This is a genomic window from Cyclobacterium xiamenense (assembly GCF_009467825.1).
GTDB classification, from domain to species: domain Bacteria; phylum Bacteroidota; class Bacteroidia; order Cytophagales; family Cyclobacteriaceae; genus Cyclobacterium; species Cyclobacterium xiamenense.
In genome coordinates, this window is the sequence record NZ_WIOK01000032.1 from 1 (window position 1) to 22,767 (window position 22,767).

Sequence of the window (22,767 nt, forward strand, 5' to 3'; positions counted from 1 at the left end):
TATGAACAAAAGGAAGAAAGATCCCAAAGGGGATCTACTGTTTTTTCCAAAATAACCTGACCTTTAGGGTTTTACGTCCTTAAACTGACGGCTATGGCCAGTAGGCAGACGAATCATCCAAATTCTCAAGGTGAAAAATCCGGAAACTGTTCCAGCTTCCTAGCACGTCACCCAGAAAATGGCTTTTTGGCAGAAAAAAATAGGCTGGCAGGGCTACACCATCCACAAGTAATCTTGGCCTTCGGTGAAAGATTCGGCGTCCAAAAAGTTCTGGATCCACCGTTTGCCCTTCATGTTTCCTACCATTACCAGCAACAGGGCTTTTCCCCGCAATTGCCCGGCCTCCGCCGGCGTAATCACCGGCAGCTGATCCTCGCGCAGCTCCGGTGTAAGGGCCAGATAGCCCGCAGGTTTCAAGCCACGGCGTCGAAAGGGAGCGAGCCTCCGCTCCACGGTTCGGCCGTACCCGCAGATCCAAATGGGCCTCCCTTCCGGAGCAACGAAAGCCTCGGCAGCGGCTTCCCGAAAGGCCCGTTTGGCATAAGCAGGATGGCTGCGAGACAACCTGCCTTCCCAGTCGTTCCAGACAAGCAGGCATTCCTCTAATTTCGCAAAACGCACGCCCTGGTTCATCCAGCGAAGCCATAAATCGAAATCTTCCGGCACCGCTTGTCCCATTTCGTTTCGTTCCCGGTAGGAAGCCATGTTGAGCAATTCCCGGCGAAACATGACCGATGGGTGGATCACCACCGCTTCTGCGTAGCGCTTTGATTCCATCTTTTCGTGCGTATCCAGGTCGTTTACCTGGCTGACAAAGCGGGCAAAGCCGGGATTTTTGCTTGGGTCTCCTCCGTACCGCACCCGACAACTTACCAGCCCCACCTCAGGATTTGCATCCAGGTACTGCTGCTGCACGGCAAACCGGTCTCCCAGACAAAAATCGTCCGCATCCATCCGGGCTATATAGGTACCACGGGCCGCCGCCAAACCGGTAAGCAACCCGTTTACCAATCCTGCTCCCCGGGCTTTCGCCATCCGAACCTGGGGATGGGTTAGCGCTTCATTGACAAACGGCTGGCAACGGGGATCCATGCGCTCGTCCACCAGGACAAGTTCCATCCCGGTATGCAGGCAGGAAATCGTGCCTTTCAGGCTTTCTTCCAGGAACGGCGTGTACGCTTGTATCGGTACAATGACGGAAACACTGCACGTAGGCATAGGTATGATGGGTTGGTGGCCGGACAGCAGTCTACCCGCCTACCACCACGGTCCATTTTCTAATTTCCCAGGAATGTACCAATCCATTTTTTACGTATGGATCCTCCCGGACAAATGCTTCCGCCGCCGCCGGGCTTTCTCCCCGAAACAACAAGATGGCCCGGTCTGCCGGGTCGGCCAGGGCTCCTCCCATCAGCAAGTCTCCGTTTTGGTGATGCTTCCCGGCAAGGGCCAGGTGCTCCTCCCGGTAGGCACCCCGCCTTTCCAGGTAATCGGAGGCCACCGTATACATAAGCAAGTAATGATTCATGCGGTATCGATTCAGTGATTTTCCCAATGTTACGGATTTTAGGCAACGATTTAAAATTTTGTGCGCCGGTACGGGAGGTATTCAACCCACACGTCCCGGTCAACGAACTCAAAATCATAAACTTAAAACACAAAATAATGCATAATATATCCTTCTTTTTGCTATATTGAAAGGCAAACCGGACGAATGCGCCGGTAGCTAGCAACCACCAAAACCCACACACATGGACGAAAACGATGCAGCACATGCGGAGCCCGACCCCAAATCTGCACTTCGGGACCTGCTTCCCGAGGCCGGTTACCGGGCCGGACGGCTACAGGGACTAACGGCCGTCTTCAACGGCCTCGGTATCGGTTTGTTTCTGGGGCTGCTGATGGGGCTCTCCGTATCGCCCGTGGTGAGCGGGGTGATCGGAACCATCACCTCCCTGCTTGCCGTACTGATTGGATTGAATGAAAAATTTCTGGACCCGGTCAAAAGCCTGCGTATCGGCTCCTTTGGCTTGTTTTCCGCCCTGGGTATTTTGCTGGGACTGTACATCCGGTCAAACGACCCCTTCGCACCCAGCCTTTCTGACAAAATGCAGGAATACCTGGAGATTGGCTACAGCCCCGAAGAGGCAAAGGTCTTGGTAACGAACTTTATCCGCGCCGATTCTTCCCTGGCCATCCGCCAGGCGAACGTGCTCTACAGCGACGAAATCAGCATCACGGCCTGCGACCTGCTCGTCTATGCCGATCCCTCCACTCCCGCTTCCGAGGTGTTCAACACCTTCGAGACGGCAGGAGGCCTATGGGCCAAGGTGGCCACTAGCTTTCGAAACGGCTTGAGCGAAGGCGATTCCAAAACAGCCCTATTGCTCCTTCGAGATGGGCTTTGCGCCGGTAATGGGCAGGGAGCGCAGACGCTCGGCATTCCCAAAGGCATACAGACCGAACAAGAGCTGCCCGAATTGGAAAAACAACTGCGCGGCCTCGACGGACCCTGGCCCGATATTGTCCGCCTGATGGAAGAAAAATTTCCGGCAGCAACCCGACAGCAAATCTATTCCCGACTAGTTGACGAACTTCGCAATGACTAAATTCCGCTCCCTTTTAATGGGCATTACGTTCCTTTTGGTTTACCAGGCTTCTGCCCAGACATTTGATCCCGGGAGGGTAAAAAACTCCCTGGTGAAGGTATTGGTGACGGTCGATAGCCGCTCTTCCAATGCCCTGACGGGATTCGTCTGGAAATCGCCGGAACAAATCGTCACTTCCCTGCACGGCATGAGCCGGACCGGAGATATCCGCATTTTGTACCAAGGCCAGGCCTGGCGAAAAGCCCGCATCAAAAGAGTACTCCAGAAAGCCGACCTGGTCTTGTTGGAACTCCTGCCGGGACAGGCAGCGCCTCCGGCTGGAGTGACCCCGCTGGCCAGCTATTCTGCGGAAAAAGTCCCCTTTGGCAGCAGCATCTATGCCATGGGATTCAACGGGGGCGCCGCCGGGAGCTCCTCCCGGCAGTTAAAAAAAGGCTTCGTAGACCCCGAAACCCTGGCCAACCTCATTCCAAAAAAGGACAAAGACGCTTTGGCCCGCATCGGTTTTCCGGCCCTGGATTTAAACATCCTGTACCTGGAGGGTAGCCTGCTTCCGGGATTTTCCGGAGCGCCGGTATTTGATAACCGCAGCCGACTCGTTGGAATTGGGGACGGGGGCCTGGAAAAAGGAGCAAGCAATGTGAGTTGGATCATTCCGGCACACTACCTGGCCGAATTGGAAAAATCCTCCTCTACCAGCCTGCCTGCAGGATTTGAAAACCTGGTGCAGCTCTTTTCTGCGGCAGCGAAAATCGAACTACCCGCGGAAACGACAGCCAATGCCGGCGGAGCAAATACCGGTACAGAAAAAATGCTGGAAAATAGTTTCGTCAGCGATGAAGGCGAATCAATCGAGGCGCTGGGCTTTGCCTTTTATCCCATCAAAACCCGCTCCCTCAGCGAAATGATGGACACCTCCGACGATCCGGAAAACATTGAAATGCTCTCGGACGAGTTTGCGTTGGACTTGAACATTCAACTCGATTACGACAACATGTACTTCGATATCTACGAGGATATCAACAACGGCGTGGTACTGGCGGTACCGGAGGGGCAGTACCTGTATTACAATCCGGCGGAGGAAGCCTTTCAGGTAAGCGGTGCCGAAGGCAGCGACATGCAGGTGTATTTTTACGGGGTGCAGGACGACTTTTCTTCCGTTAATTTTGAAGAATTGCTGCTGGTCATGGGCGAAACCATCAATCAAAATTTTGCCGCGCGCTACGGGATGAGCGGGTTTACCGTCGACGAAGAGTACTCCGTCTGGAACGAATTTGAAGGCGGAAGAAAAATCGCCTGGATCCTCTCCCTGGGCAACGAATACCTGATGGGGCAGGATGGCCTGCAGTACGGCCTGTACGTGTACACCACCCTGCTGCTGACGGAAGAAAAAACCTTTATCGCGATTGCTACCATCCCCGTACCGGTGGAAATGCTGGCATTGGCGCTGACCACCGGGCTGGATTGCAACAATCCCGGCATCTACGCCGAATACTGCACCTATTTCAACAAGGTATTCCAAACCTTCGCGGCCACCCACCTAACCAATTTTGCCTATTAAACCGGAACGATGCGTTAGCCTATCTACTACGAACCGAAACTGCTTCAGGAACAGTCGCTACGCTGCGGTTTTCGATTTCAACCTGGCCGCGCTATGCCTCCATCTCCAAACAGCCTGGTTTTCTTGCAGTATCCATTAACCTAACGATTCTTCATGCATGATCCGGGTTAATGGGAGCCGGCCTGGGACGCTAAAGGCAGCCTATCCCCGCACATCGATTGCCTCGACCTGATCCGGTAGGCAGAGGATCGTACCGAACCTTCACCGCACCGGAACGGGGAATACGGGCAGGCTTTCTGCACCATTTGCTCCCACGGCCTGCACGGCAAAGAAGTAATTGTCCTTGGAGTAGGGCAGTTCCATTTCCAGCGCTTCGGTATAAAATTTTCGCTTCCACATGGAATCGCTCGTTTCCCGCATCAGCACGTAGTAGCCGCGGGCGGTACCGTTTTCCGGGCTTTTCCAGCGCAGCCGCGTGGCATTGCTCAGCCCGCTGATATCCACCCCTACTTCCTGGGGCACCCCGGGTGCGGAGGCCAGACTGGCCAACACGGCCAGGTTTACCGAAGTATTTTTACGCAGGTATTCGTAATCGATGTGCTCGATCAAGTCCCCGTATTGCTGCCCTCCCTCCATTCGAAGGTCCTGGTGCTGCTGGAAATAGTTTTCGTTCATTTCGCAGAGACGCACGGCCGTAAATCCTTCCCGGGAGAAGGGGGTATGGTCCCCTCCCCGTAGAAACCGGTCGTTGCGGTAGATCAACTTGATCTCCAGCTGATCTACGTAGCGCTCGCCCACCTCCTTGATGTAGCGGGCCAGTTGCCGGGACTTGCTGTCGTTTTCGGCATTGGTGGAGCGGCGCAGCGCGGCCATTTGTTCGGTTTCTACCAGGGGAATGCCCTCGCTAAACACGCGAAGCCGGGTATTGTCCCGCAAGTTGGTGCCGCTGGACGCGCTGTTGCCGATCATGTCGTTATTGATCATGGCCACCAGGTTCCAGTTTTCTTCGCTTGCCCGACGGGCAAGATACGCCGCACCGATCAGGCCTTGTTCCTCCCCCGATACGGCCACAAAGATAATGGTGGCGGGAAAAGGCTGCTGACTCATGATTCGAACCATCTCGATCAGGGCGACCACACCGGAACCGTCGTCGTTGGCGCCCGGGGCATCGTCGGTCGCGTTCATGATGTCCGAAACCCGGCTGTCAATGTGTCCGCTGACCAGAAACACCCGGTCATCTTCCGGATCGGTTCCTTGTAGCGTCGCCATCACGTTGCCCATGCGCACCTCCCGGTCCACCCGTCGCCCGTTCGGTTCTACCTGGAAATAATCAATCGTCGCGCTTAACCTGCCTTCGGAACCCGCTTCGAAAGATTGGAAACGAGACAGGACGTATTGCCGGGCGGCCTCGATCCCGCGACCTTCCTCCTCCGGGCTTAGCGTATGCCGCGTGCCGAAACTCACCAGGTCTTCCAGGTACTCCTGCAAACTGTCGGTGGACACCTGCGCCACCATGGATGCCAGTCCGGGATCGCGGTGCACGGCAGGCACCTGTGCCCTTCCCGAAAAAGGCAGCGTGAGAAGAAAGCCCAGACCGAGTAGGACCAAATAAGGGATAGCATAGAGATGGATTCGCTGTTTCATAGCACCAAAGTAATCAATTTTCGCAGCCATTGCCGAAAAAACAGCCTGGAAAAAACCCCTATTGGGTGGATTTTCTTTTACTTCCCTGCTGTGGGGTTGGGTAGGTGACGAAACCCGCTTCCTCCCCGGGCCAAAATAAACCGACCCGGTCCCGTAACTAGCACAGGTTTTGATACGTTACCATGCCGTATACCCCCGGTAAAAAAAACGAAAAAAGCCATGCCCTTACTCCTTATTGTTGAACGTGTACTCCTTGTCGGATTGGTCCTGTTTCAAATCAGCTGTGCCCGAAATCCGGTGACAGGCAAAAAACAGCTGGTGCTGATGTCCGAAAACCAGGAAATCCAGATGGGGAAGGAATCGGACCCGGAAATACTGGCCTTCTTTGGCCGGTACGAGGATCCCGATTTGCAGGCATTTATTACTGAAAAGGGCAACGAAATGGCCGCAGTCTCCCACCGACCCAACCTGGCCTACGAATTCAAGATCGTTGATTCCCCGGTGATCAATGCCTTTGCAGTACCGGGGGGATTTGTGTACTTCACCCGGGGTATCATGGCCCATTTTAATAATGAGGCCGAGTTTGCCGGTGTATTGGGGCACGAAATCGGGCACGTGACGGCCCGCCATTCCGTGATTCAGCAGCGCAACAACCTGCTGGGACAGCTGGGCATGATCGCCGGTGTGGTGCTGGTGCCCCAGTTGTCGGAATTTATCGAGCCCCTTTCTCAGGGCATGCAGCTGGCACTGTTGAGCTTTGGGCGGGATGCCGAACGGCAATCCGACGAACTCGGCGTGGAATATTCCTCCAAAATCGGCTATGACGCCGTGGAAATGGCCGGATTTTTTGAAACCCTGGAGCGACAGCAAGATAAAGCCGGAGGCAGTACGGTACCGGAATTTCTATCGACCCACCCCTCACCCGCTGAGCGAAACCTCACCGTGGCCCAACTGGCAGAAACCTGGAAGGAAAAACTGAACCTGACAGACACCGAGGTAAACCGGGAAGCCTATTTGCGCCGTATCGAGGGACTGGTCTACGGGGAAGACCCCCGGCAGGGATTCCTGGAAAAGGGCGTATTTTACCATCCCGAACTAAAATTCCGCTTTCCGGTGCCCGCCGACTGGAGCTTTCAAAACAGCCCCCAACAGGTTCAAATGGCGCCCAAAAATGGCGAAGCCGTCCTTTCCCTGACCCTGGCTTCCGGTGAGAGCCTTCGCGAGATGGCCAATCAGCTCGTGGAAAACTACCAGCTGGAGGTCCTTTCCCTAAGCGAAGAAAAAGTCAACGGCCTGCCCTCCGTGCAGCTATATGCCGAACAGAAACAGGAAAACGGATCCGGTATTCGGCTGTTGGTGTATTTTATCGAGCACAGCGGTACCCGGTATCAGTTAATGGGATTGGCCGAAAGCGGCAATTTCTCCAGCTACGAATCCGCTTTTCTTTCCACCATGAAAAATTTCAGCGTGCTGAAAGAGGCGGACAAATTGAACCGGCAACCCGAACGGCTGCGCATACAGACGCTTTCCCGGGACACAACGCTGAAGCAGGCGCTAAAGGCACAGGGCATGCCCGATGCGCGCCTGGAGGAACTGGCCATCCTAAATGGTAGGAAGCTAGACGAATCCCTGCCGGCAGGAACCTTGGTCAAGGTACCGAAATAAGCCTACCGCCACCCAGTGTACTACCCCAAAATAGGGCTATTGCTTCCATACTTGCGAAGCCAAAGCAGACCGGGTCCGAATACCTGATTAGGGTAAGGCAGTTTGGAGCGGCTACAGTTCGATGAATTTTTTGTAATGCTCGTAGCGCAGGAAAATATCTCTTACATAGTTGTAGGGCTCGGTTCCCCGGACAAAACCGTGCCGAACCACCTCGTCGTAGTAGTATTCCTTGTCCATGAGTTTCAGCAGGTATTCCTCTACGTGCCCGTCCCAGATCGTGGGATCCTTGCCGTGCTTTTCGGCCAGCCGCATGGCATCGTACACGTGCCCGGCGCCACAGTTAAAGGCAGCCAGGGTAAACTTCACTTTTTGAATGGAATCCTCTACCGAGTCGAAATTGGCCCGCATTTTTTCCAGATACCGCACCCCTCCCCGCAGGTTTTGTTCCGGATTGAAACGGTCGGTAACGCCTACTTCCTTTGCCGTGGCCGGCATCAGCTGTATCAGCCCGCCGGCACCGACCCAGGAAGTAGCCTGGGGGTCAAACTGCGATTCCTGGTATACCTGAGAACTGAGAAAGCGCCAGTCCCAACCGATTTGCGTGGCATTTTTCTGAATGATCGGATCGTAGCGGCTGATTTTATTACCATTTTTACTAAAAAAATCGCTTTGGATTCTTCCTCGAAAGGATTTCGTATTTTTAAAGTATTTATTGTAAATCACGTAGTAGTCGTCCTCCTTTTTCTCCTCCCGTATCCAGGCATTGATGGCCCTTAGCAGTTCCGGAGAATTTTGCCGCACGGCCCAGGCGATGCGTTGGGAAAAGGAAATCCGGGTATCGATGTGCAAAATGGGGTAGTAGGTCTTGTTGATGGCCGCGATGTTGTAATCCGCCACTGTCCGCTCGATCTCTCCCTCCACCACCATGCGGATGATTTCGTCGGTGGGTACATTCCCGTCGATATGGGCCACGGGGATCGTAGCCCCGATTTCGTCCTGCAGGTTTTGCAGCCGCTGGGAATAGGAGGAATTTTCCCGCACCCAGACGGTATCGTCAGCCAATTCGAGCGTATTGGAAATCACCTGCTTGTCAATCTTGTAGCCGGGAAGCGAGCGCCAATTGTCCGGCATGCGCTGTACCAGGGCCTGGTGGGTGACGTAATGGTAATCCGTGAAGTGCACCAGTTGCTTGCGCGGCTCCGTGATCGTCAGGCCGTAGGCAATCAGATCGCCCTCGCCTTCGTTTAGCAGGGTAAACAACTCGTCAATGTCCTCTGCGATGGTGATTTTTAGTTCCAGGTCCAGGTGCTCCGCGAGGCGGGACAAGAGTTCGTACTCAAAGCCCATGGGCATGCCCTTGTAGAGAAAGTAACTGGTGGAGCTGTAGATGGTGATGGCGTGCAGCACGCCATCTTCCTTGATCTGTGCCAGGTCTTTCGACACAGAATAGGGCACCTCCGCCTGCAGTAGTCCTGTCGCTTCGTCTACTTTTTCCCCCGGCGTACAGGCAACCGCCATCAGGAAAATCAAGGCGATTAATCCGTTTTTTCGTTTATCCATAGCCCCCTAATCTACGAAAATAAATGACTTTTGCAAGAAAACGGCTACTAAACGTACCAGACTTCCCCCAGAACCCGGCGAAACAAGCCCAGAATCTGCCCCGGCAACTGGCTTACAAGCACCGAAGCGGTCCCCACGCAGTTGCTGGCTTTATCCCAACTTTTCCTGAAAGAAATCGATGGTCCGGCCCCAGGCGAGCTTGGCCGAGGCCTCGTCGTAGCGGGGCGTAGAATGGTTGTGAAACCCGTGGTTTACCTCGGGATACATAAAGGCCTGGTATTCCTTGTTATGGGCCTTCAGTTCGGTTTCGTAGTCCGGCCAGCCGGCATTCACCCGGGTATCGAGTCCGGCAAAATGCAGCATCAACGGCGCCTGAATCTGCGGCACCTCCTCTGCCGTAGGCTGTCCCCCATAAAATGGAACGGCAGCAGCCAGGTCCGGCACCCGCACGGCCATCATATTGGATATCCAGCCACCGAAGCAAAATCCCACCACACCTGCTTTGCCGGTGCAATGTTCGTGGCCCTTTAGCATTTCGTAGCCGGCGATAAAATCCTGCAACATGTCCTCCCGCTCCCGTTTGGACTGCAGGGTACGGCCTTCGTCATCCGAACCCGGATAGCCTCCAAAAGGTGTCAGTGCATCCGGGGCAAATGCGATGAAACCGTCCAGGGCGGCCTGGTGCGCCGTATCTTCGATATAGGGATTGAGCCCGCGGTTTTCGTGCACCACCAGAATGCCCGGAAGCGGGCCACTTTGGTCCTTGGGCCGGGTAAGCAGGCCCTTCATGGTGCCGGCTCCTTTGGGCGAAGCATAGCTCACGTACTCCGAAATCAGCCGGGGGTCGTCTTGGCTGTAGCGCCGGGCAGCAGCGTAATTGGGCATCAGGTAGCCCATAATCGCCGACACGGTCAGCCCGCCTACGGCAAATTTAGACAAGCGTTGCACAAATTCCCTTCGCTCAATGCGGCTATGGGCGTAATCGTCGTACAGGTCAAATACTTCCTGGTCCAGGTCTTTTTTATCGATGGGTTTCATATGATTATAATTTGCTCTTAAATGGCCATATGGAATCTCGCATGCTTTATAATCATTCCTCCGTGGGTTGCTTACGTCATGCTCGATTTCATGGGTAAAAAGGATTAGTAGTTAAGCATATAAGGTACCCTATTTTTCCGAAAATTAGTTAAAAAACCGGCGAAACTTTTCTTTTTGGGAGGGATGCCTTGGAAAATTCATCAGGGAAACCAGGAAGGGATTGTTGAACCTCGGTCTTTCCATTTCTTAGGGCATCAGTTTATTGGTGAAGTTTTATTCCGCTACTCTTTCAAATAGAATATTTTTCACCGTGCCCTCCGATGCCACCTCAAAATACAGGATGTCCTGCTTATTTTTTCCATGAAAACTGTATTTCGTTCTTCTATTCGCCCCAAATACTCCGGTTTGCCCCTCGGTGAGGACCAGGCGATTATTGGGGTACGTTAAAACCAGTTGCTGATCGATTACCTCTAGCACATAGGTCACATCTAGTTCTTTGGAATAGTAGTTCCCTGCATAGATTTCCAGATGCTGATTGGGCTGATCCGCTAGTTGGATTCTCTCAAAATAAAAAATAGCACCGCCAAAATCTACCTGTAGCGCATCATCCGCATCTCCTTGTCCAAAGGTGTAGGTAATATACGGATTGTCGATTCGGAAGAATCGATTCGGGCCTTCCGGAATGAGGGGCGTGCCCGTACTTCCCCTGCTGCTAACCGCTTTCAAGGTATCGTTCTCCACATAAATCGCCATGCGCAAATCGCTGTTTAATTCCTGGTAGGTTCCGGTAAGGGCCTTTAAGTCCGCCGGCGAATGAGGGGTAAACGTTGCCTGTTGACCGGCTTCTGCCGGTTCCTGCACAAACAGGTCCAGGATCTGGTAGGAGAGATTGACGGCATTGATAGTTTCATCGTTTGCAAATACAACCACGGCTACGTTTAGGGCTGGAACGGCGATAAATTGGCTGCGCATGCCCCGATCCCGTCCGCTGTGATGGTAGGTGGTAAGCGCCTTATAGGGAGAAACAAATAGTCCCCTGGCATAGCTCATCCGTTCTCCATTAGTCAGGGTATCCCGTTGCGTGAGGAAATCTTTCAGGTAGGAAAAATCATGTGCGGGGTTTAGGAATAGTTCCGACCAGCGGAGCATATCGGGAATGGTACTTTCCATGCCCCCGGCTCCTACGCAAAGGGTGAGGGATTTGGGTTGGCGATATCCCTTCTCCGTGGCAAAATAGGGATAGGCCCGGTTGGGGACAAGGGTTTCCAGATCCTGGATAAAGAACGTTTGTTCCATATCCAGGGGGTCGAAAAGTTCCCGTTTTGAAAATTCATGCAGATCCATCCCGGACACCCGTTCCACGATCAGGGCCAGAAAAACGTAATTCGTATTGGCGTACAGCATTTTTTCGCCCGGGGCGTTATTGACACCTTTTTGCCGAAACATCAGGTCTTGAATCATTTCATTGGTGTAGCCCTGATGGCTGTAGTCAAAGCCTTTTAAATCCAGCAGCACGTTGTGGTTTCGGATTCCACTGGTATGGTTGAGCAAATGCTTTATCCGGATCGTGTCCCCATAAAACGCCAATTCCGGGATATACGTTCTTACATCCTCCTCTATGGATAATTTACCCTGCTTCTCCAATAGACCGATGCAGGCGGCTGTAAATTGTTTGGTAACCGAGGCCAGCCCGACCACCGTGGAATCATTGAATGGGAGTTGGTATTCCAGGTTCATATTTCCCCTGCTGCCTTGGTACAGGACCTGCCCGTCTTTTACCAGGCCAACGGTTAGTCCGGGATGTGATTCCTCCGGTACCACTTCCATTAACAGCGCATCGATGCTGTTTTTCACCGGGTTTTGGGCATGTACCTGAACAGCCGTAAGTATCCATAATAAGAGGCAGAAGGATTTCATTTTGATAGGTGGTATCTGGTTTTCTACGAAGGAAGGAATCCAGGCAGGTATTAGGTTGCTGCCTGACTTGCTTGAAACATTCGGAAGAAGAAAAAGGGGAGAAAGCCCAGGCCAAAGAGCAAAAAGCCCAGCCCCAGCAGCAGACCGGCCCCTTGTAAATGGAGTAATTTGAAAAGGCATGCCGCAATCAATACCATACCAGTCAGGGAACCCAACAGCCATTGTAGTTTTCCGGAAAGGTGTAAAAACAGCCTGTTTTTGAGTTTGGTGACCAATAACAAGGGCAGGAAAACAAAGGCAAAACCCAACATACCCGCATACAGTAAGGAAGTAGCCCCCGGCAAATACATGATTTTAAAAAAGGCACCGAGGGTAGCCGAAAGGGCAAACACATAGCCTGAGAGGAAGGTGCATTGGCTTAGGAGCAGGCGCTTTTTATGGTTGCGTAGATAAAGCGTTTCCTGCTGTATTTCTCCAAATCCATTGGGCGTGATTTGCGCATACGCGGCTTTAAAGGCGTTTTCAAAGGATTGCCCGCTTTGCATTTCCGCCTCTACAACGCAACAAAAATGGTCGATCAGGTCATCCTGCAATGCTTTGTCGGCAATTTCACTGTGCCGAATGGCCCGGCTGATGATGGTTAGTTGTTGCTCGGAAATCATACGGCTGGAGTGGTTTTCGTGTCGGTAAAGATGATTTTGTGTAGCGTGCCCATAAAGTCGGCCAACTCCCGCACGGCCATTTTCTGCTCACCTTTGCCTTTGGGTGTCAGGGTATAGTACTTGCGTACCCGTTTTCCCAAGGCGACTTCCTCGGTGGTAACCATGCCCTCTTGGAGCAGCTTGTGCAGGATCGGGTAGAGGCTGCCGTCTTTGATCAGGATTTTACCGTCCGAAATGCCCTTTACTTTCTGGCAGATTTCGTATCCGTACATTTTTCCGTTTTCTTCCAGGAGTTTTAAAATAATCACCCCCAGGGTGCCTTTTAACAATTCTTTTGAATACATAGGGCAAATATACATCATATTCCGATGTATCAACATAAAAGGTAAGGTTTTTTTACACCCTCTCAAAAATGCGTCCAGGCAATACGGGGATTTAGTCGGTAATGTGAAATCCGTAGCAGAAAATGCACCTAAATTTTGAAGACATCGTTTTCTTCGGAAGAAATGGAAAGGAAACGGTGACCGGTTTCAATGAAGGACTTCGCACTCATGTATACGCGGCAAAGACTTCCCAAAGAATGCGGAAAGCATTTATTCCCAAAAACGTTCTTTTCGGTTTGGTAGCTTGATGTTAACTCGCTTTTTTACCCGGTTTTACTCCCGCCGCTTTATCCGAAGCTTCCGATTTTTCCGGATAGGTGCTGTTTCCAACCGATCGCCTTTTTACAGGATCCCTCCTCCCAGGACCAATCGGATAATTCCCACCAACACGGCGATACCGCAGAGCACCATGCCTTCGTTGGATTTTCCGATCGCACTAATGATCAAGCCGATAATGGCGAAAGGGATATTGATCCAATTAAACCAGCCCAAAAGCGGAATAAATCCCAGCAACATACCCAAGGCGGCCAGTACGCCAAGGATTAATCCAACTGTTTTCATAGGAATCGTCTGTTTTTAGTTAAGGCCTTTGCCGAAGGGGGAAGTAGGGAGAACGGAACAAACGCCGCAACGCAGCGCCCCTGTACCGGCATTCCGGGCGACCTGCAGGTACCGCGCGTGCCTCCGGGTTACCGCCGCCCCATGCCTACCCTCCTTTCCCACAAACAAAGGTCCATTAAAACTAGCAAAATTTTCCTGTTAGACGCAACGCGTTTTCGAAATAGTTGCTACTTCAATCGGATGGGGGGAGTATCGGACGGCGATTTTACCGGTGGGGGTAGTTGCTGCGGAATATACTGCTGCCTCGATTTCCACGAAGATCCTGTCTCCCATGGGAAAAACAATAGCTGCCGACCGAGATAGCGATCGGACGCGCCGGAACGGACGATAAAAACCGGAGGCACACCATCTAGAAGCGATCTACTCATTTACCCAAAAATTCCGTTTGTATCCAATAAGCGGCTTTTGGCGGAATCGTTTCTTCCCTATTCCCATTCCTTCCATCGCACGAAAGGCGGCAAAATTGCTACCACCTCGCAAAATTTCCACCTAAGCAACAATTTATCCATAAAAAAATTTGGATCGTTACAAAAAATTACTAAATTCACTTCCATAAACGGTCAATACTACCGTTGACCGGTTTATTCTCGTTTTCGTTGCTGACATCGTGTTTTGTCAGGGGTCCTTTTTGATGCAGACATCTTTTTGCTGTTGTAACAAAAAGGTTTTTCAATCAACTTCAACGCCGAAAACTGTTGACGGTAAACAGCTTTTTTCAAAAACAAATCTACCAATTTACCAACCTTTAGGTGTCGTTTCAGTCCCTGGTGACTTTTTGAATGTCGATTACACCGCAGTGCTTAAAGGTTTTCGTTTCATCGAGCTTGTGTCTCCGCTGTAAACAGGAATTTGGCATTTCTACGTGTTTACCCTACGAACGCCTTTTGCGTATGAAACCTTTTTTAAGCGCACCGGAAGCTCTCCCATGCCTTTGGCTGGGAACCCTATCCGCTCCGAAAAAAATCTGGCCCCGCCTGATTTCGGACCACTGCCACACATCCCATGACAAGCCGGCCGACAAAAGCCCGGCCCACCCCAACCGTACCGCATGGCGCCGCAAAGCAACGGAATCAGCCCCTTCCCAAGCGGAGGGCTCCGGAACCCACACACGGGGAGGACCCGGCATGCCCCCGTCTTAATCGCAGCCCGACACCAGGGCTTTGCAAGGCAGGTTCCCGCCAGGGCACCACAAGCCCCCCGTTGCGATCGTATGCCAACTCCGGCCGAAACGCCGGTTTCATGCAACCTGCACATTGGTTTTAATCTTCGCTTCGGTTTTTTGTCTTCCGCCGCATCCGGCAGGCAGTAAAGGTATCCATCCATACCAGCGGTACTACCCCACTGCTGCCAACGATCGTGACGGAAGGGTTACTATCCGGGAATACCTCTGCCGAGTGACGCCCGGAGCAGGAAGAAAACACACCTTTATAAAACGAACATTCCGGCACTTGACCGGAAACAACAACCCTTTTTAAACCGCTACGCTTTTTGCCATGAAAACAGTCTACAAATGCAACCAACGCGGGTGGAGACGTTTTTCTCTATCCCTTCTATTCGGTACGCTGTATGCGTTCACAAGTGCCCAGGATATGACCTTCCGGGCGCAGGTCATCCCGCCTTCTCCCGAAGTAAGCGCCCTGGCCAAATTTGCCGATACCCGGGTATCCCACTATTCCGGGATACCGGATATCCAACTACCGCTCTATACACTTGTGGAACAGGACCTGGAACTACCGATTGCCTTGCAGTACCACGCCGGAGGAATCCGAGTCGAAGAAAGAGCGGGATGGGCCGGACTGGGATGGGCGCTGAATGCCGGAGGAAGCATCAGCCGAACCCTAAAGGGCCTTCCGGACGAGCAAACGGGATCGGGCAGTGGCTATACCAAGCACGAAGTAGCATTCGATCGACTCTCGACTGCCGAAAGGATGGATTATTACCACCGCTCGCAGAACGGAACCATCGATTTTGAGCAGGATATCTTTCACTTCGCCTTTGGCAATTACGCTGGGAAATTTGTCCTTGGAAAAGATGGCACCGTATCCTTTCTAAGCGCCAGCTATTTAAAGATTCAATTTGAACAGGTAAACCGGGACATCGTTCGCTGGAACGTATGGGACGGAAACGGAAACCGCTACATATTCGAAGACCTGGAGCGAACCATTACAGAAGATTTCTCCAAGCACAGGACGGTGCCGTACCGTTCCAACTACTACTCGGCCTGGCACCTAAGTAAAATCATCACTTATAACGGGAGGGAGATACGCTTCAGCTATGCACCCTACACAGCCTCCTACTATACACGTTCTTCTCAATCCGCTTCCTATTTCCTAACAGGAACTACCGGCGAATACATCTGCGGAAACGACCGAATTACCGATGCCTTTACCGAGGTAACCGTTCGGGGAAAACAGCTGCAGTCGATTCGCTTTGGATTGGGCGAAGTCCTCATTGAAAGTAAAAATGACCGGAAGGATGCCAGTTCCAATCGACTAGCCGGGATCAAAGTGATCAATAATCGGGGTAGGTTAATCAAATCATTTGTGTTTGATCACGATTACTACCAGTCCAACCTGTCTTCGAAATACACCCACCTACCGGACGCTATAAAGAAAGCGACGCCCACGAAAAGACTTCGTCTCGTACTGGTTACAGAAAACACGACGAATCCTTTCTTGGATTATCGTTTTGAATACCATGGTAATGTCTTGCCCCATTTTTTTTCCAATTCCCAGGACCATTGGGGTTTCTACAATGGAGCAATTAACGAGAGCCTGATCCCCCAGTACATGAGGTTTCGAAAAGCGAATGCCAACCGGCTGGTCGTTCCGGAGTACGCGCTGACCGGTACCTTGAAGAAGGTTTCCTACCCCACCGGAGGCAGTGTAAGCTATGAAATGGAAAGCAATACCGCGCTGGTTCATTCGGGCGAATACTACAATTTTTTTAGTCCGGTAACCCTGGAGGCGGATCAACCAACCTATGCCGTATCGGTAAACAGCCAACGTAGGAAAGCCTTCTTTCAGGTGGAACCGCAGGAATCCGACCTGGATACGCTCAAGTTGATCAGGTACAGCGTTCAACTAAGCGGCAGGGTGGATTGCGACGGACGAGACAGAGATTGCCGAGGCTCCGTGGACGTATACCTGTACTCCCCTGCGGACAGGTCCTTTATAAGTCTGCTTTCGAATACCATCCAGGACGGTGCCGTCTCCGGTAACGTCTGGCTGAAAGCAGGAACCCGTTACGAACTGCACCTGGATGGCCCATCGCGACTGGCTGCCGGACTGTCCGCCACGGTTTTCGGACGAAGAAATCCTCCGAAACAGGAAGAAACCGGGCGTATAGAGGTGAGTACCGGAGGATTGCGGGTAAAGTCGATCACCAAAGATTTTGGCAACCAAACCGAAACGGTAGAATATCATTACGAGCAGCCCGAAACCAACCAATCCTCCGGTTCATTGGCAACCTTCCCGAAATACGATTTCATCATTTTTAATACGTTCGAGAGAAGGGTACCAACTAGGAACGATATCATTCTGGAAGCATGCCTGAAATTTGAATTACGGTCGTATTCCCAGGTTCCCTTGTCGGTAAACGCGGATTTCTTTGGCTATGGCAACGTCAAAGAGATCCGGAAAAACAAAGCGGGGGAAATCCTGCGTACGGATTACCGGTACCTGTCCCCAGCGGATTTTCCAGATCAATCCAGCTACTCCTCCCCCTTTGGCATCGTCAGGAGCGCCGCTGCCAAACGGGGTGTTCCTAAAGCGGAAGTTTATTATGTGCAAACCGGAGACAGTTTTCAAAAATCCTTGGAAAAGGTCTACACCTACCAACCATCGGAACGGGTTTCTCACGAAAACTTTAAATTTTTCTGCATGGGATACGGGCCTGGCGGATGTCGGGACGTCCGTTATTTGAAATACTTCAACACCACCGTCTGGAATCCCCGCGTTGAAATAAAGGAGATCCGCTACGATAGCCAGACGGGGGCTTCTTTTGAAAAAACCAGCATCCTAACCTATGACAAAAACTACCTTTTACCCACAAAAACGACTCGTGTAATCGCTACAAACAACAGCATCGAAGAAGAATATTACTATCCGTTCAACCTGCCCGCATCCCTAAATGCCTCCCGAGATCCGTCAGTACTCACCGACCTGATCGAAGCCAACCGAATTGTCCCCACCCTGGCCCAACGTAGAAAAGCGGGCGGGCAGCTGCTCGAACAAGAACAGGTACAATTGCAAAGGTACCACGGGAGACTATTGCCAGCTGCGCTTTTGAAAAAGCATGCGGGCCAATCCGAGTACGAAGACCTCAGGGTTTTATCGTACGATCGCTTCGGTAATATCCTGGAGCAAAAACCGCGAACCGGCCCAAGGCAAAGCTTTCTTTGGTTTGAGCAGGGAAACTGGATGGCGGCGGCCGTGCATAATGCAGCCGCCGAAGAGATTGCCTATACTTCCTTCGAAACGGAAGACATGGGCGGATGGACCTTCAGTGGAGACCCTCAAGCCACAGAACAGGGCAAAACAGGGCAAAAACAGTACCACTTGGGTTCGGGACCCATCAGCAAAACCGGTATCCCGGCTTCAAAAAACCGTATTTTCCTACTTTCTTTTTGGGCTAAGAAAGCAAGTAAAAGCATGTCCGGAAGCTGGTCCTTTATGGGCAAAACGGAAGTGTTAACGGATGATTGGCAGTTGATCCAACGGGAAATTACTACATCCCGGATTGCCATTACCGGACAGGGAGTGCTGGTAGATGAAGTACGGCTTCATCCCAAAGACGCATTTATGGAGACTTTTACCCATGAACCTTTGCTCGGGATGAGTAGTAGAACCGATCAGCGTCACTACACCCACTACTACGACTACGATGGCATGGGCCGCCTGGCGACCATCCGCAACGCGGATCGGGATGTTTTGGAACACTACCTCTATACTTTTCAAACCCAAAAACAGGCAAAACCATGAAAACCTCTTCTATTTACCTAACCCTACTTCCGGTATTTTTCTGGCTTGGGAAGCAGTCCGTTGCCCAGGAAAACAGCATTCGGACCATTCGCCCGGAAATGCCGGTAAATGCAATATCCGCATTACCGAACTCCCCTTCCCTCAAGCAGTCCATCCTGTATTTCGACGGACTGGGCCGGGAACTACAAGCCGTCGAACAGGGCGCCTCTCCCGGAGGTGGAGACATGGTACAGCCACTGCATTACGATAGCTTCGGCAGACCCGACCGGGAATACCTACCCTATTCGCCTGCAGCGGTGACGACACCCGGCGCCTTCCGTCCGGATTTTGAAAACGAACATGCTGCTTACTACAGGCAAACCCATTCCGGAGACCCGTTTGGCTATCGGGAAATCGTTTACCAGCCTTCGCCACTTCTATCCCCGCATACCGTATCCCCTCCCGGGAAGGCCTGGCGACCGGGGTCCGGACGGGAAACAAGGTTTCACGAACGACCCAATCGGGCCGATGAACAGGTCCGCATCTGGACCGTAGCTAGTGACGGCCTGCCCTTGACCAAGGAAGCCTACGCAGCAGGCGAGCTATGGGTCCACACGATCACCGACGAGGAAGGTATGCGCAGCCTGACGTACACCGATAAACTCGATCGGGTAATCCTGAAAAAGACCCAGGCTTCACCCAAACCTTCAGCGGCACACGCGGGATGGCTCTGTACCTATTACGTATATGACCTACCGGGCGATTTACGGGTGGTGCTTCCTCCCAAAGCAGTGGAAATCCTGGCCGGAAACTGGCAGCGGTCCCGGGAACTCCGGTTGGTCGATGGCCTGTATTTCCGCTACCGCTTTGACGGCAAAAAACGGTTGATCGAAAAGAAAAGCCCGGGAAAAGCAGGAGAAGAATTCCTCTACGACCACCGCGACCGGCTGGTGGGCCATCAGGACGGAAACCTGAAACTGGCCGGCAAATGGCGGTACACAAACTACGACGCACACAACCGTCCCGTACAGACAGGCCTGGTTTCCGACAGCAGAAACAGAGGGCCCCTGCAAAACCAATTGGATGCGGAGAGTCTTCGGCACCTACCCGCCAAACCCGAAACCCGCATGCCCCAGCTCGGACAAACCAGTCCTACAGCCTCCTTTAACTGGCAGGAACAGTTCCCGACCGTTCAGCCTCCTGAACTGAAACCCGGATTTTTGTTTCCCACACAAAGCGCCCGGACGACGCCTACCGGCATAAAGCTTTCGCCGGAGAAATCGCTTCCTCCCAAAACCTTCCCCCGGGAAGCGGGCGAGATTCTTAGCCAAAGCTTTTACGACGACTACCGATACAGCAAAAAAGCATTTCGGGAAAAAGGAATCGGCATCAGCTCCCTTCCCGCTTCCGGACTACTCACGGGAAAACTGGTGAAAAATATGGCTTCCGGCCAGTTAATGGAATCCGCTGTGTATTACGACGAGCGGGGCCGGGAAGTGCTTACCCTATCGGAAAACCACCTGGGCGGGCAAATCGAAACGTCATTCAAATACGACTTCACAAGCAGGCCCCTCGAAACAAAAACCCAACTTCGGGGTGCGGTGTCCTTGGAATATACCGATCGGTTCCGCTATAGTCCCGAAGGCTACCTCAGCGCAGTGTACCGGCGCATGGGGGAGCAGCCGGAAACCCTGCTGGCCTCCTATTCCTACGGGTTGACCGGGCAATTGGAAGCAACGAACCCAGGTGGCCTGGCCCCATTCCACTACCAGCGGCATATTCGGGGATGGACCACGGCCCTCCGGCCCGAAAGCCCCTACCCTGGTTTGTTTTCCCTGTACCTGTCTTACGAGACCGGCCCGCGGCCTTCGTACAATGGCAACATCTCCGAAATGGCCTGGAGCGGACGCGACCAACAACGCCGAAGCTACCGGTTTGGCTACGATCCAGCCGGCCGCCTCGCAGGCGCTAGCTATACCGTTCCGGGAAAAACACCCGAAAACGGACGGTACAACCTGCGGGATATGCGCTACGATACCAATGGCAACCTCCTATCCCTTACCCGTAGCAACCGACAGGGGGAAAACAGCTTTGGGGAAGTGGACCGACTCCGCTACCACTATGCGCCCCATAGCAATCAACTGCAAGGCATCAGCGATGCCGTACCCGATGCCGGCTTTGCCGCAAGGGATTTTAGCGCCGCTCCTGCTCGGGGAAATTACCAGTACGACGCCAACGGCAACCTAACGGCCGATCCCTATAAAGGCATCCAACGTATTCGCTACAACCACCTGGATCTTCCCCAAGAGATGGTAATGGACTCCGGTGAAAAACTACAATTCGCCTATTCGGCGGAAGGACAGCTGCTCTACCGGAAGCTGGAAAAACCCGGAAAACCGGTACAGCGTACCGACCAGGTAGGGGACCTGGTAGTGATCAATGGTACGCCCAGGGAGCTGCTGCATCCGGAAGGCCGGTCGGTTTGGGAACACGGAAAATGGGTGCCCGAGCTTTTTGTCCGCGACCACCTGGGGAATGTCCGTCAGGTTCTCAGAAAACCGGTATCTTCCACGGTAACGGCCAGCATGGAACCGGCACGAAGCAGCCAGGAAACCAAAAACTTTGAAGGCATACACCAAACCCGCCAATCCGGTGTCGAACACAATAGCACGCCCGGAGGCAGCCATTCGGCCTGGCTGAATGCCGGCCGGGGGAGAATTCTCGGTCCTGCCAGGAGACAAGAGGTTGCAATTGGCGAGCAGGTACTCCTTTCGGTCCGCGGCAAATACCGGGATAGGCGAGGCTTGTCGGTAAAGCCGGAGACCTTTATCGCCAGTGGCGCCAAAACCCAGCTGCTCGACCGCCTGACCGAATTTAGAAATGCTCCTGCGGCAGCCGGTAACCCGGTGCTTTGGCTTTCGCTGGCGGACCTGCTGATTCACTCGCTCCAGCGCAAACCGGTACCCGAGGCCTATCTGTTGTACGCGCTATACGATAGCGAAGGAAAACTCTACCGCCAGGGAAAAAGGGCCTTGTCAAAAAAAGCGGCCGGAAAACACGAATTTCTGGAGGTAAATTTTTATATTGAAAAGGATGGGTATATGGAAGCCTTTTTGGTAAACGAGACCGAGACCGATGTCTGGTTTGACGACTTCCGGGTACAGACCCTGAGTCCGCTGGTGGTGCAGGAAGACCACTACGACCCCTGGGGGCTGGCGCTTAGCGGGCTGGAATACCGGATGGAAGATCGGCAGGAGAGTAGGTACGGATTCAATGGTAAAGAATTAATCTCTGACGCTAGGCTTAATCTATATGATTTTGGTGCGAGACTTTATGAGCCAACTGTTGGACGATGGACGACAGTTGACCCTTTATCCGATCACCAAAAACAATTGGATAAATCTCCCTATGCTGCCATGTGGAACAACCCGGTCAGGTACAATGACCCCGATGGGAGATGTCCTGAATGTGAAGAAGAGGTGAAAAATCCGATTGACGGGCAGGTGTATGAGACACGTGGAGGTACGGAATATACGTTTGGAAATGGGCAATGGACGCGAGATGGGGGAATACTTGACGGAGTTAATGTTGAGGCCTCAAGGTTAGAAAATAATGGGCCCGATCTCGGTCGTGTAAACCTCGCATTGACTATTGGAGGGGGCATTTATGGAGGATTTGAGGGACTGGCAACAAGTCAGGGTTTATGGCTTGGCAAAAACGAAAAATATTATTCGGTCAAGTGGGGCGGAAACCAGTATTCTGGAAGTAGAGCTGGAGCTTTACAAGCAGCAAGATCATATAGATTGGCGGGCAAGGCTACTTTAATTGGATCATTAGGGATTGGTTTTTATTTAACCTTAAAAGCATATCAAGTTGACGGAGAAGAATTTGGCTATAATACCCAGAGGGCGGCTGCCGGAAGTGCAGGAAGTATATTGGGAGGATTAGCAGGAGCTAAAGCAGGTGTATTGATTGGAGGGGCAGCAGGTTCTTTCTTTGGAGGGGCGGGAGCAATTCCTGGTGCTGTAATCGGTGGTGTAATTGGTGGTTTTGGATTAGGAATGGGAGGAAGTTATTTAGGCGAGTTTGCTAGCAAGGCCGCAATTGATCAACTTCATAAAGCTAAATATTGGTGATAAAAAAAGC

General features: G+C 52.4%; 15 protein-coding genes. 5 read left to right on the top strand and 10 right to left on the bottom strand.

The genetic code is table 11. The annotated features are described in order from the left end of the window. Positions 1–213: 213 nt before the first annotated feature. Together GCU44_RS19020 and GCU44_RS19025 are read right to left on the bottom strand one after the other, a co-directional pair. Positions 214–1,218 (bottom strand): glycosyltransferase, encoded by a 1,005-nt coding sequence (locus GCU44_RS19020; protein ID WP_154858684.1) that lies wholly within the window; start codon positions 1,216–1,218, stop codon positions 214–216. 31 nt (positions 1,219–1,249) lie between these two features. Further along, positions 1,250–1,528, bottom strand: coding sequence for a YciI-like protein (locus tag GCU44_RS19025; RefSeq protein ID WP_154858686.1), 279 nt, complete (start codon positions 1,526–1,528; stop codon positions 1,250–1,252). 223 nt (positions 1,529–1,751) lie between these two features. Here GCU44_RS19025 and GCU44_RS19030 point away from each other — a divergent pair, with 223 nt between their 5' ends. Continuing rightward, positions 1,752–2,609, top strand: coding sequence for a hypothetical protein (locus GCU44_RS19030; protein ID WP_154858688.1), 858 nt, complete (start codon positions 1,752–1,754; stop codon positions 2,607–2,609). Further along, a complete protein-coding gene (locus GCU44_RS19035) occupies positions 2,602–4,170 on the top strand; it encodes a S1 family peptidase (protein ID WP_154858690.1) in 1,569 nt (522 codons plus the stop codon). Before GCU44_RS19030 ends, GCU44_RS19035 begins: the two co-directional genes overlap by 8 nt. Before the next feature lie 261 nt (positions 4,171–4,431). Here the strand turns inward: GCU44_RS19035 and GCU44_RS19040 are convergent, their stop codons facing one another. Continuing rightward, positions 4,432–5,814, bottom strand: coding sequence for a M28 family metallopeptidase (locus GCU44_RS19040; protein WP_154858692.1), 1,383 nt, complete (start codon positions 5,812–5,814; stop codon positions 4,432–4,434). Between the two features lie 219 nt (positions 5,815–6,033). On the opposite strand from GCU44_RS19040, the gene GCU44_RS19045 reads away from it, so the two are divergent. After that, entirely contained in the window at positions 6,034–7,479 is a 1,446-nt protein-coding gene (locus GCU44_RS19045; protein ID WP_154858694.1) for a M48 family metalloprotease, read from the top strand. Between the two features lie 111 nt (positions 7,480–7,590). Here GCU44_RS19045 and GCU44_RS19050 read toward each other — a convergent pair whose 3' ends face one another. The 7 genes from GCU44_RS19050 to GCU44_RS19075 all read right to left on the bottom strand — a co-directional run bounded on the left by GCU44_RS19050 (position 7,591) and on the right by GCU44_RS19075 (position 14,901). After that, on the bottom strand, positions 7,591–9,039 hold the full coding sequence (locus GCU44_RS19050; protein WP_174238273.1) for an MltF family protein: 1,449 nt from the start codon (positions 9,037–9,039) through the stop codon (positions 7,591–7,593). A 150-nt stretch (positions 9,040–9,189) separates the two neighbouring features. After that, positions 9,190–10,077, bottom strand: coding sequence for a dienelactone hydrolase family protein (locus GCU44_RS19055; protein WP_154858696.1), 888 nt, complete (start codon positions 10,075–10,077; stop codon positions 9,190–9,192). Between the two features lie 273 nt (positions 10,078–10,350). Next, positions 10,351–11,994, bottom strand: coding sequence for a serine hydrolase domain-containing protein (locus GCU44_RS19060; protein WP_161993980.1), 1,644 nt, complete (start codon positions 11,992–11,994; stop codon positions 10,351–10,353). 50 nt (positions 11,995–12,044) lie between these two features. After that, positions 12,045–12,656 carry a hypothetical protein gene (locus tag GCU44_RS23020; RefSeq protein WP_161993981.1) on the bottom strand — a complete coding sequence of 204 codons (612 nt, stop codon included), beginning with the start codon at positions 12,654–12,656 and terminating at the stop codon, positions 12,045–12,047. Beyond that, positions 12,653–13,000 carry a PadR family transcriptional regulator gene (locus GCU44_RS19065; protein ID WP_154858700.1) on the bottom strand — a complete coding sequence of 116 codons (348 nt, stop codon included), beginning with the start codon at positions 12,998–13,000 and terminating at the stop codon, positions 12,653–12,655. The genes GCU44_RS23020 and GCU44_RS19065 overlap by 4 nt, the downstream gene beginning before the upstream one ends. A gap of 381 nt (positions 13,001–13,381) precedes the next feature. After that, entirely contained in the window at positions 13,382–13,600 is a 219-nt protein-coding gene (locus tag GCU44_RS19070; protein ID WP_154858702.1) for a hypothetical protein, read from the bottom strand. Positions 13,601–14,730: 1,130 nt separating this feature from the next. After that, positions 14,731–14,901 (bottom strand): hypothetical protein, encoded by a 171-nt coding sequence (locus GCU44_RS19075; protein WP_154858704.1) that lies wholly within the window; start codon positions 14,899–14,901, stop codon positions 14,731–14,733. A gap of 252 nt (positions 14,902–15,153) precedes the next feature. Between GCU44_RS19075 and GCU44_RS19080 the strand changes: the two genes are divergently transcribed. Continuing rightward, complete coding sequence (locus GCU44_RS19080; protein ID WP_154858706.1) at positions 15,154–18,642, top strand: carbohydrate binding domain-containing protein; 3,489 nt, start codon at positions 15,154–15,156, stop codon at positions 18,640–18,642. Then, complete coding sequence (locus GCU44_RS19085; RefSeq protein WP_154858708.1) at positions 18,639–22,757, top strand: DUF6443 domain-containing protein; 4,119 nt, start codon at positions 18,639–18,641, stop codon at positions 22,755–22,757. The genes GCU44_RS19080 and GCU44_RS19085 overlap by 4 nt, the downstream gene beginning before the upstream one ends. The last annotated feature ends 10 nt before the right edge of the window (positions 22,758–22,767 follow it).

Coding starts and splice junctions, on each gene's coding strand:
- GCU44_RS19020 (WP_154858684.1), bottom strand. CDS start 1,218: ATGCCTACGTGCAGTGTTTCCGTCATTGTACCGATACAAGCGTACACG.
- GCU44_RS19025 (WP_154858686.1), bottom strand. CDS start 1,528: ATGAATCATTACTTGCTTATGTATACGGTGGCCTCCGATTACCTGGAA.
- GCU44_RS19030 (WP_154858688.1), top strand. CDS start 1,752: ATGGACGAAAACGATGCAGCACATGCGGAGCCCGACCCCAAATCTGCA.
- GCU44_RS19035 (WP_154858690.1), top strand. CDS start 2,602: ATGACTAAATTCCGCTCCCTTTTAATGGGCATTACGTTCCTTTTGGTT.
- GCU44_RS19040 (WP_154858692.1), bottom strand. CDS start 5,814: ATGAAACAGCGAATCCATCTCTATGCTATCCCTTATTTGGTCCTACTC.
- GCU44_RS19045 (WP_154858694.1), top strand. CDS start 6,034: ATGCCCTTACTCCTTATTGTTGAACGTGTACTCCTTGTCGGATTGGTC.
- GCU44_RS19050 (WP_174238273.1), bottom strand. CDS start 9,039: ATGGATAAACGAAAAAACGGATTAATCGCCTTGATTTTCCTGATGGCG.
- GCU44_RS19055 (WP_154858696.1), bottom strand. CDS start 10,077: ATGAAACCCATCGATAAAAAAGACCTGGACCAGGAAGTATTTGACCTG.
- GCU44_RS19060 (WP_161993980.1), bottom strand. CDS start 11,994: ATGAAATCCTTCTGCCTCTTATTATGGATACTTACGGCTGTTCAGGTA.
- GCU44_RS23020 (WP_161993981.1), bottom strand. CDS start 12,656: ATGATTTCCGAGCAACAACTAACCATCATCAGCCGGGCCATTCGGCAC.
- GCU44_RS19065 (WP_154858700.1), bottom strand. CDS start 13,000: ATGTATTCAAAAGAATTGTTAAAAGGCACCCTGGGGGTGATTATTTTA.
- GCU44_RS19070 (WP_154858702.1), bottom strand. CDS start 13,600: ATGAAAACAGTTGGATTAATCCTTGGCGTACTGGCCGCCTTGGGTATG.
- GCU44_RS19075 (WP_154858704.1), bottom strand. CDS start 14,901: ATGAAACCGGCGTTTCGGCCGGAGTTGGCATACGATCGCAACGGGGGG.
- GCU44_RS19080 (WP_154858706.1), top strand. CDS start 15,154: ATGAAAACAGTCTACAAATGCAACCAACGCGGGTGGAGACGTTTTTCT.
- GCU44_RS19085 (WP_154858708.1), top strand. CDS start 18,639: ATGAAAACCTCTTCTATTTACCTAACCCTACTTCCGGTATTTTTCTGG.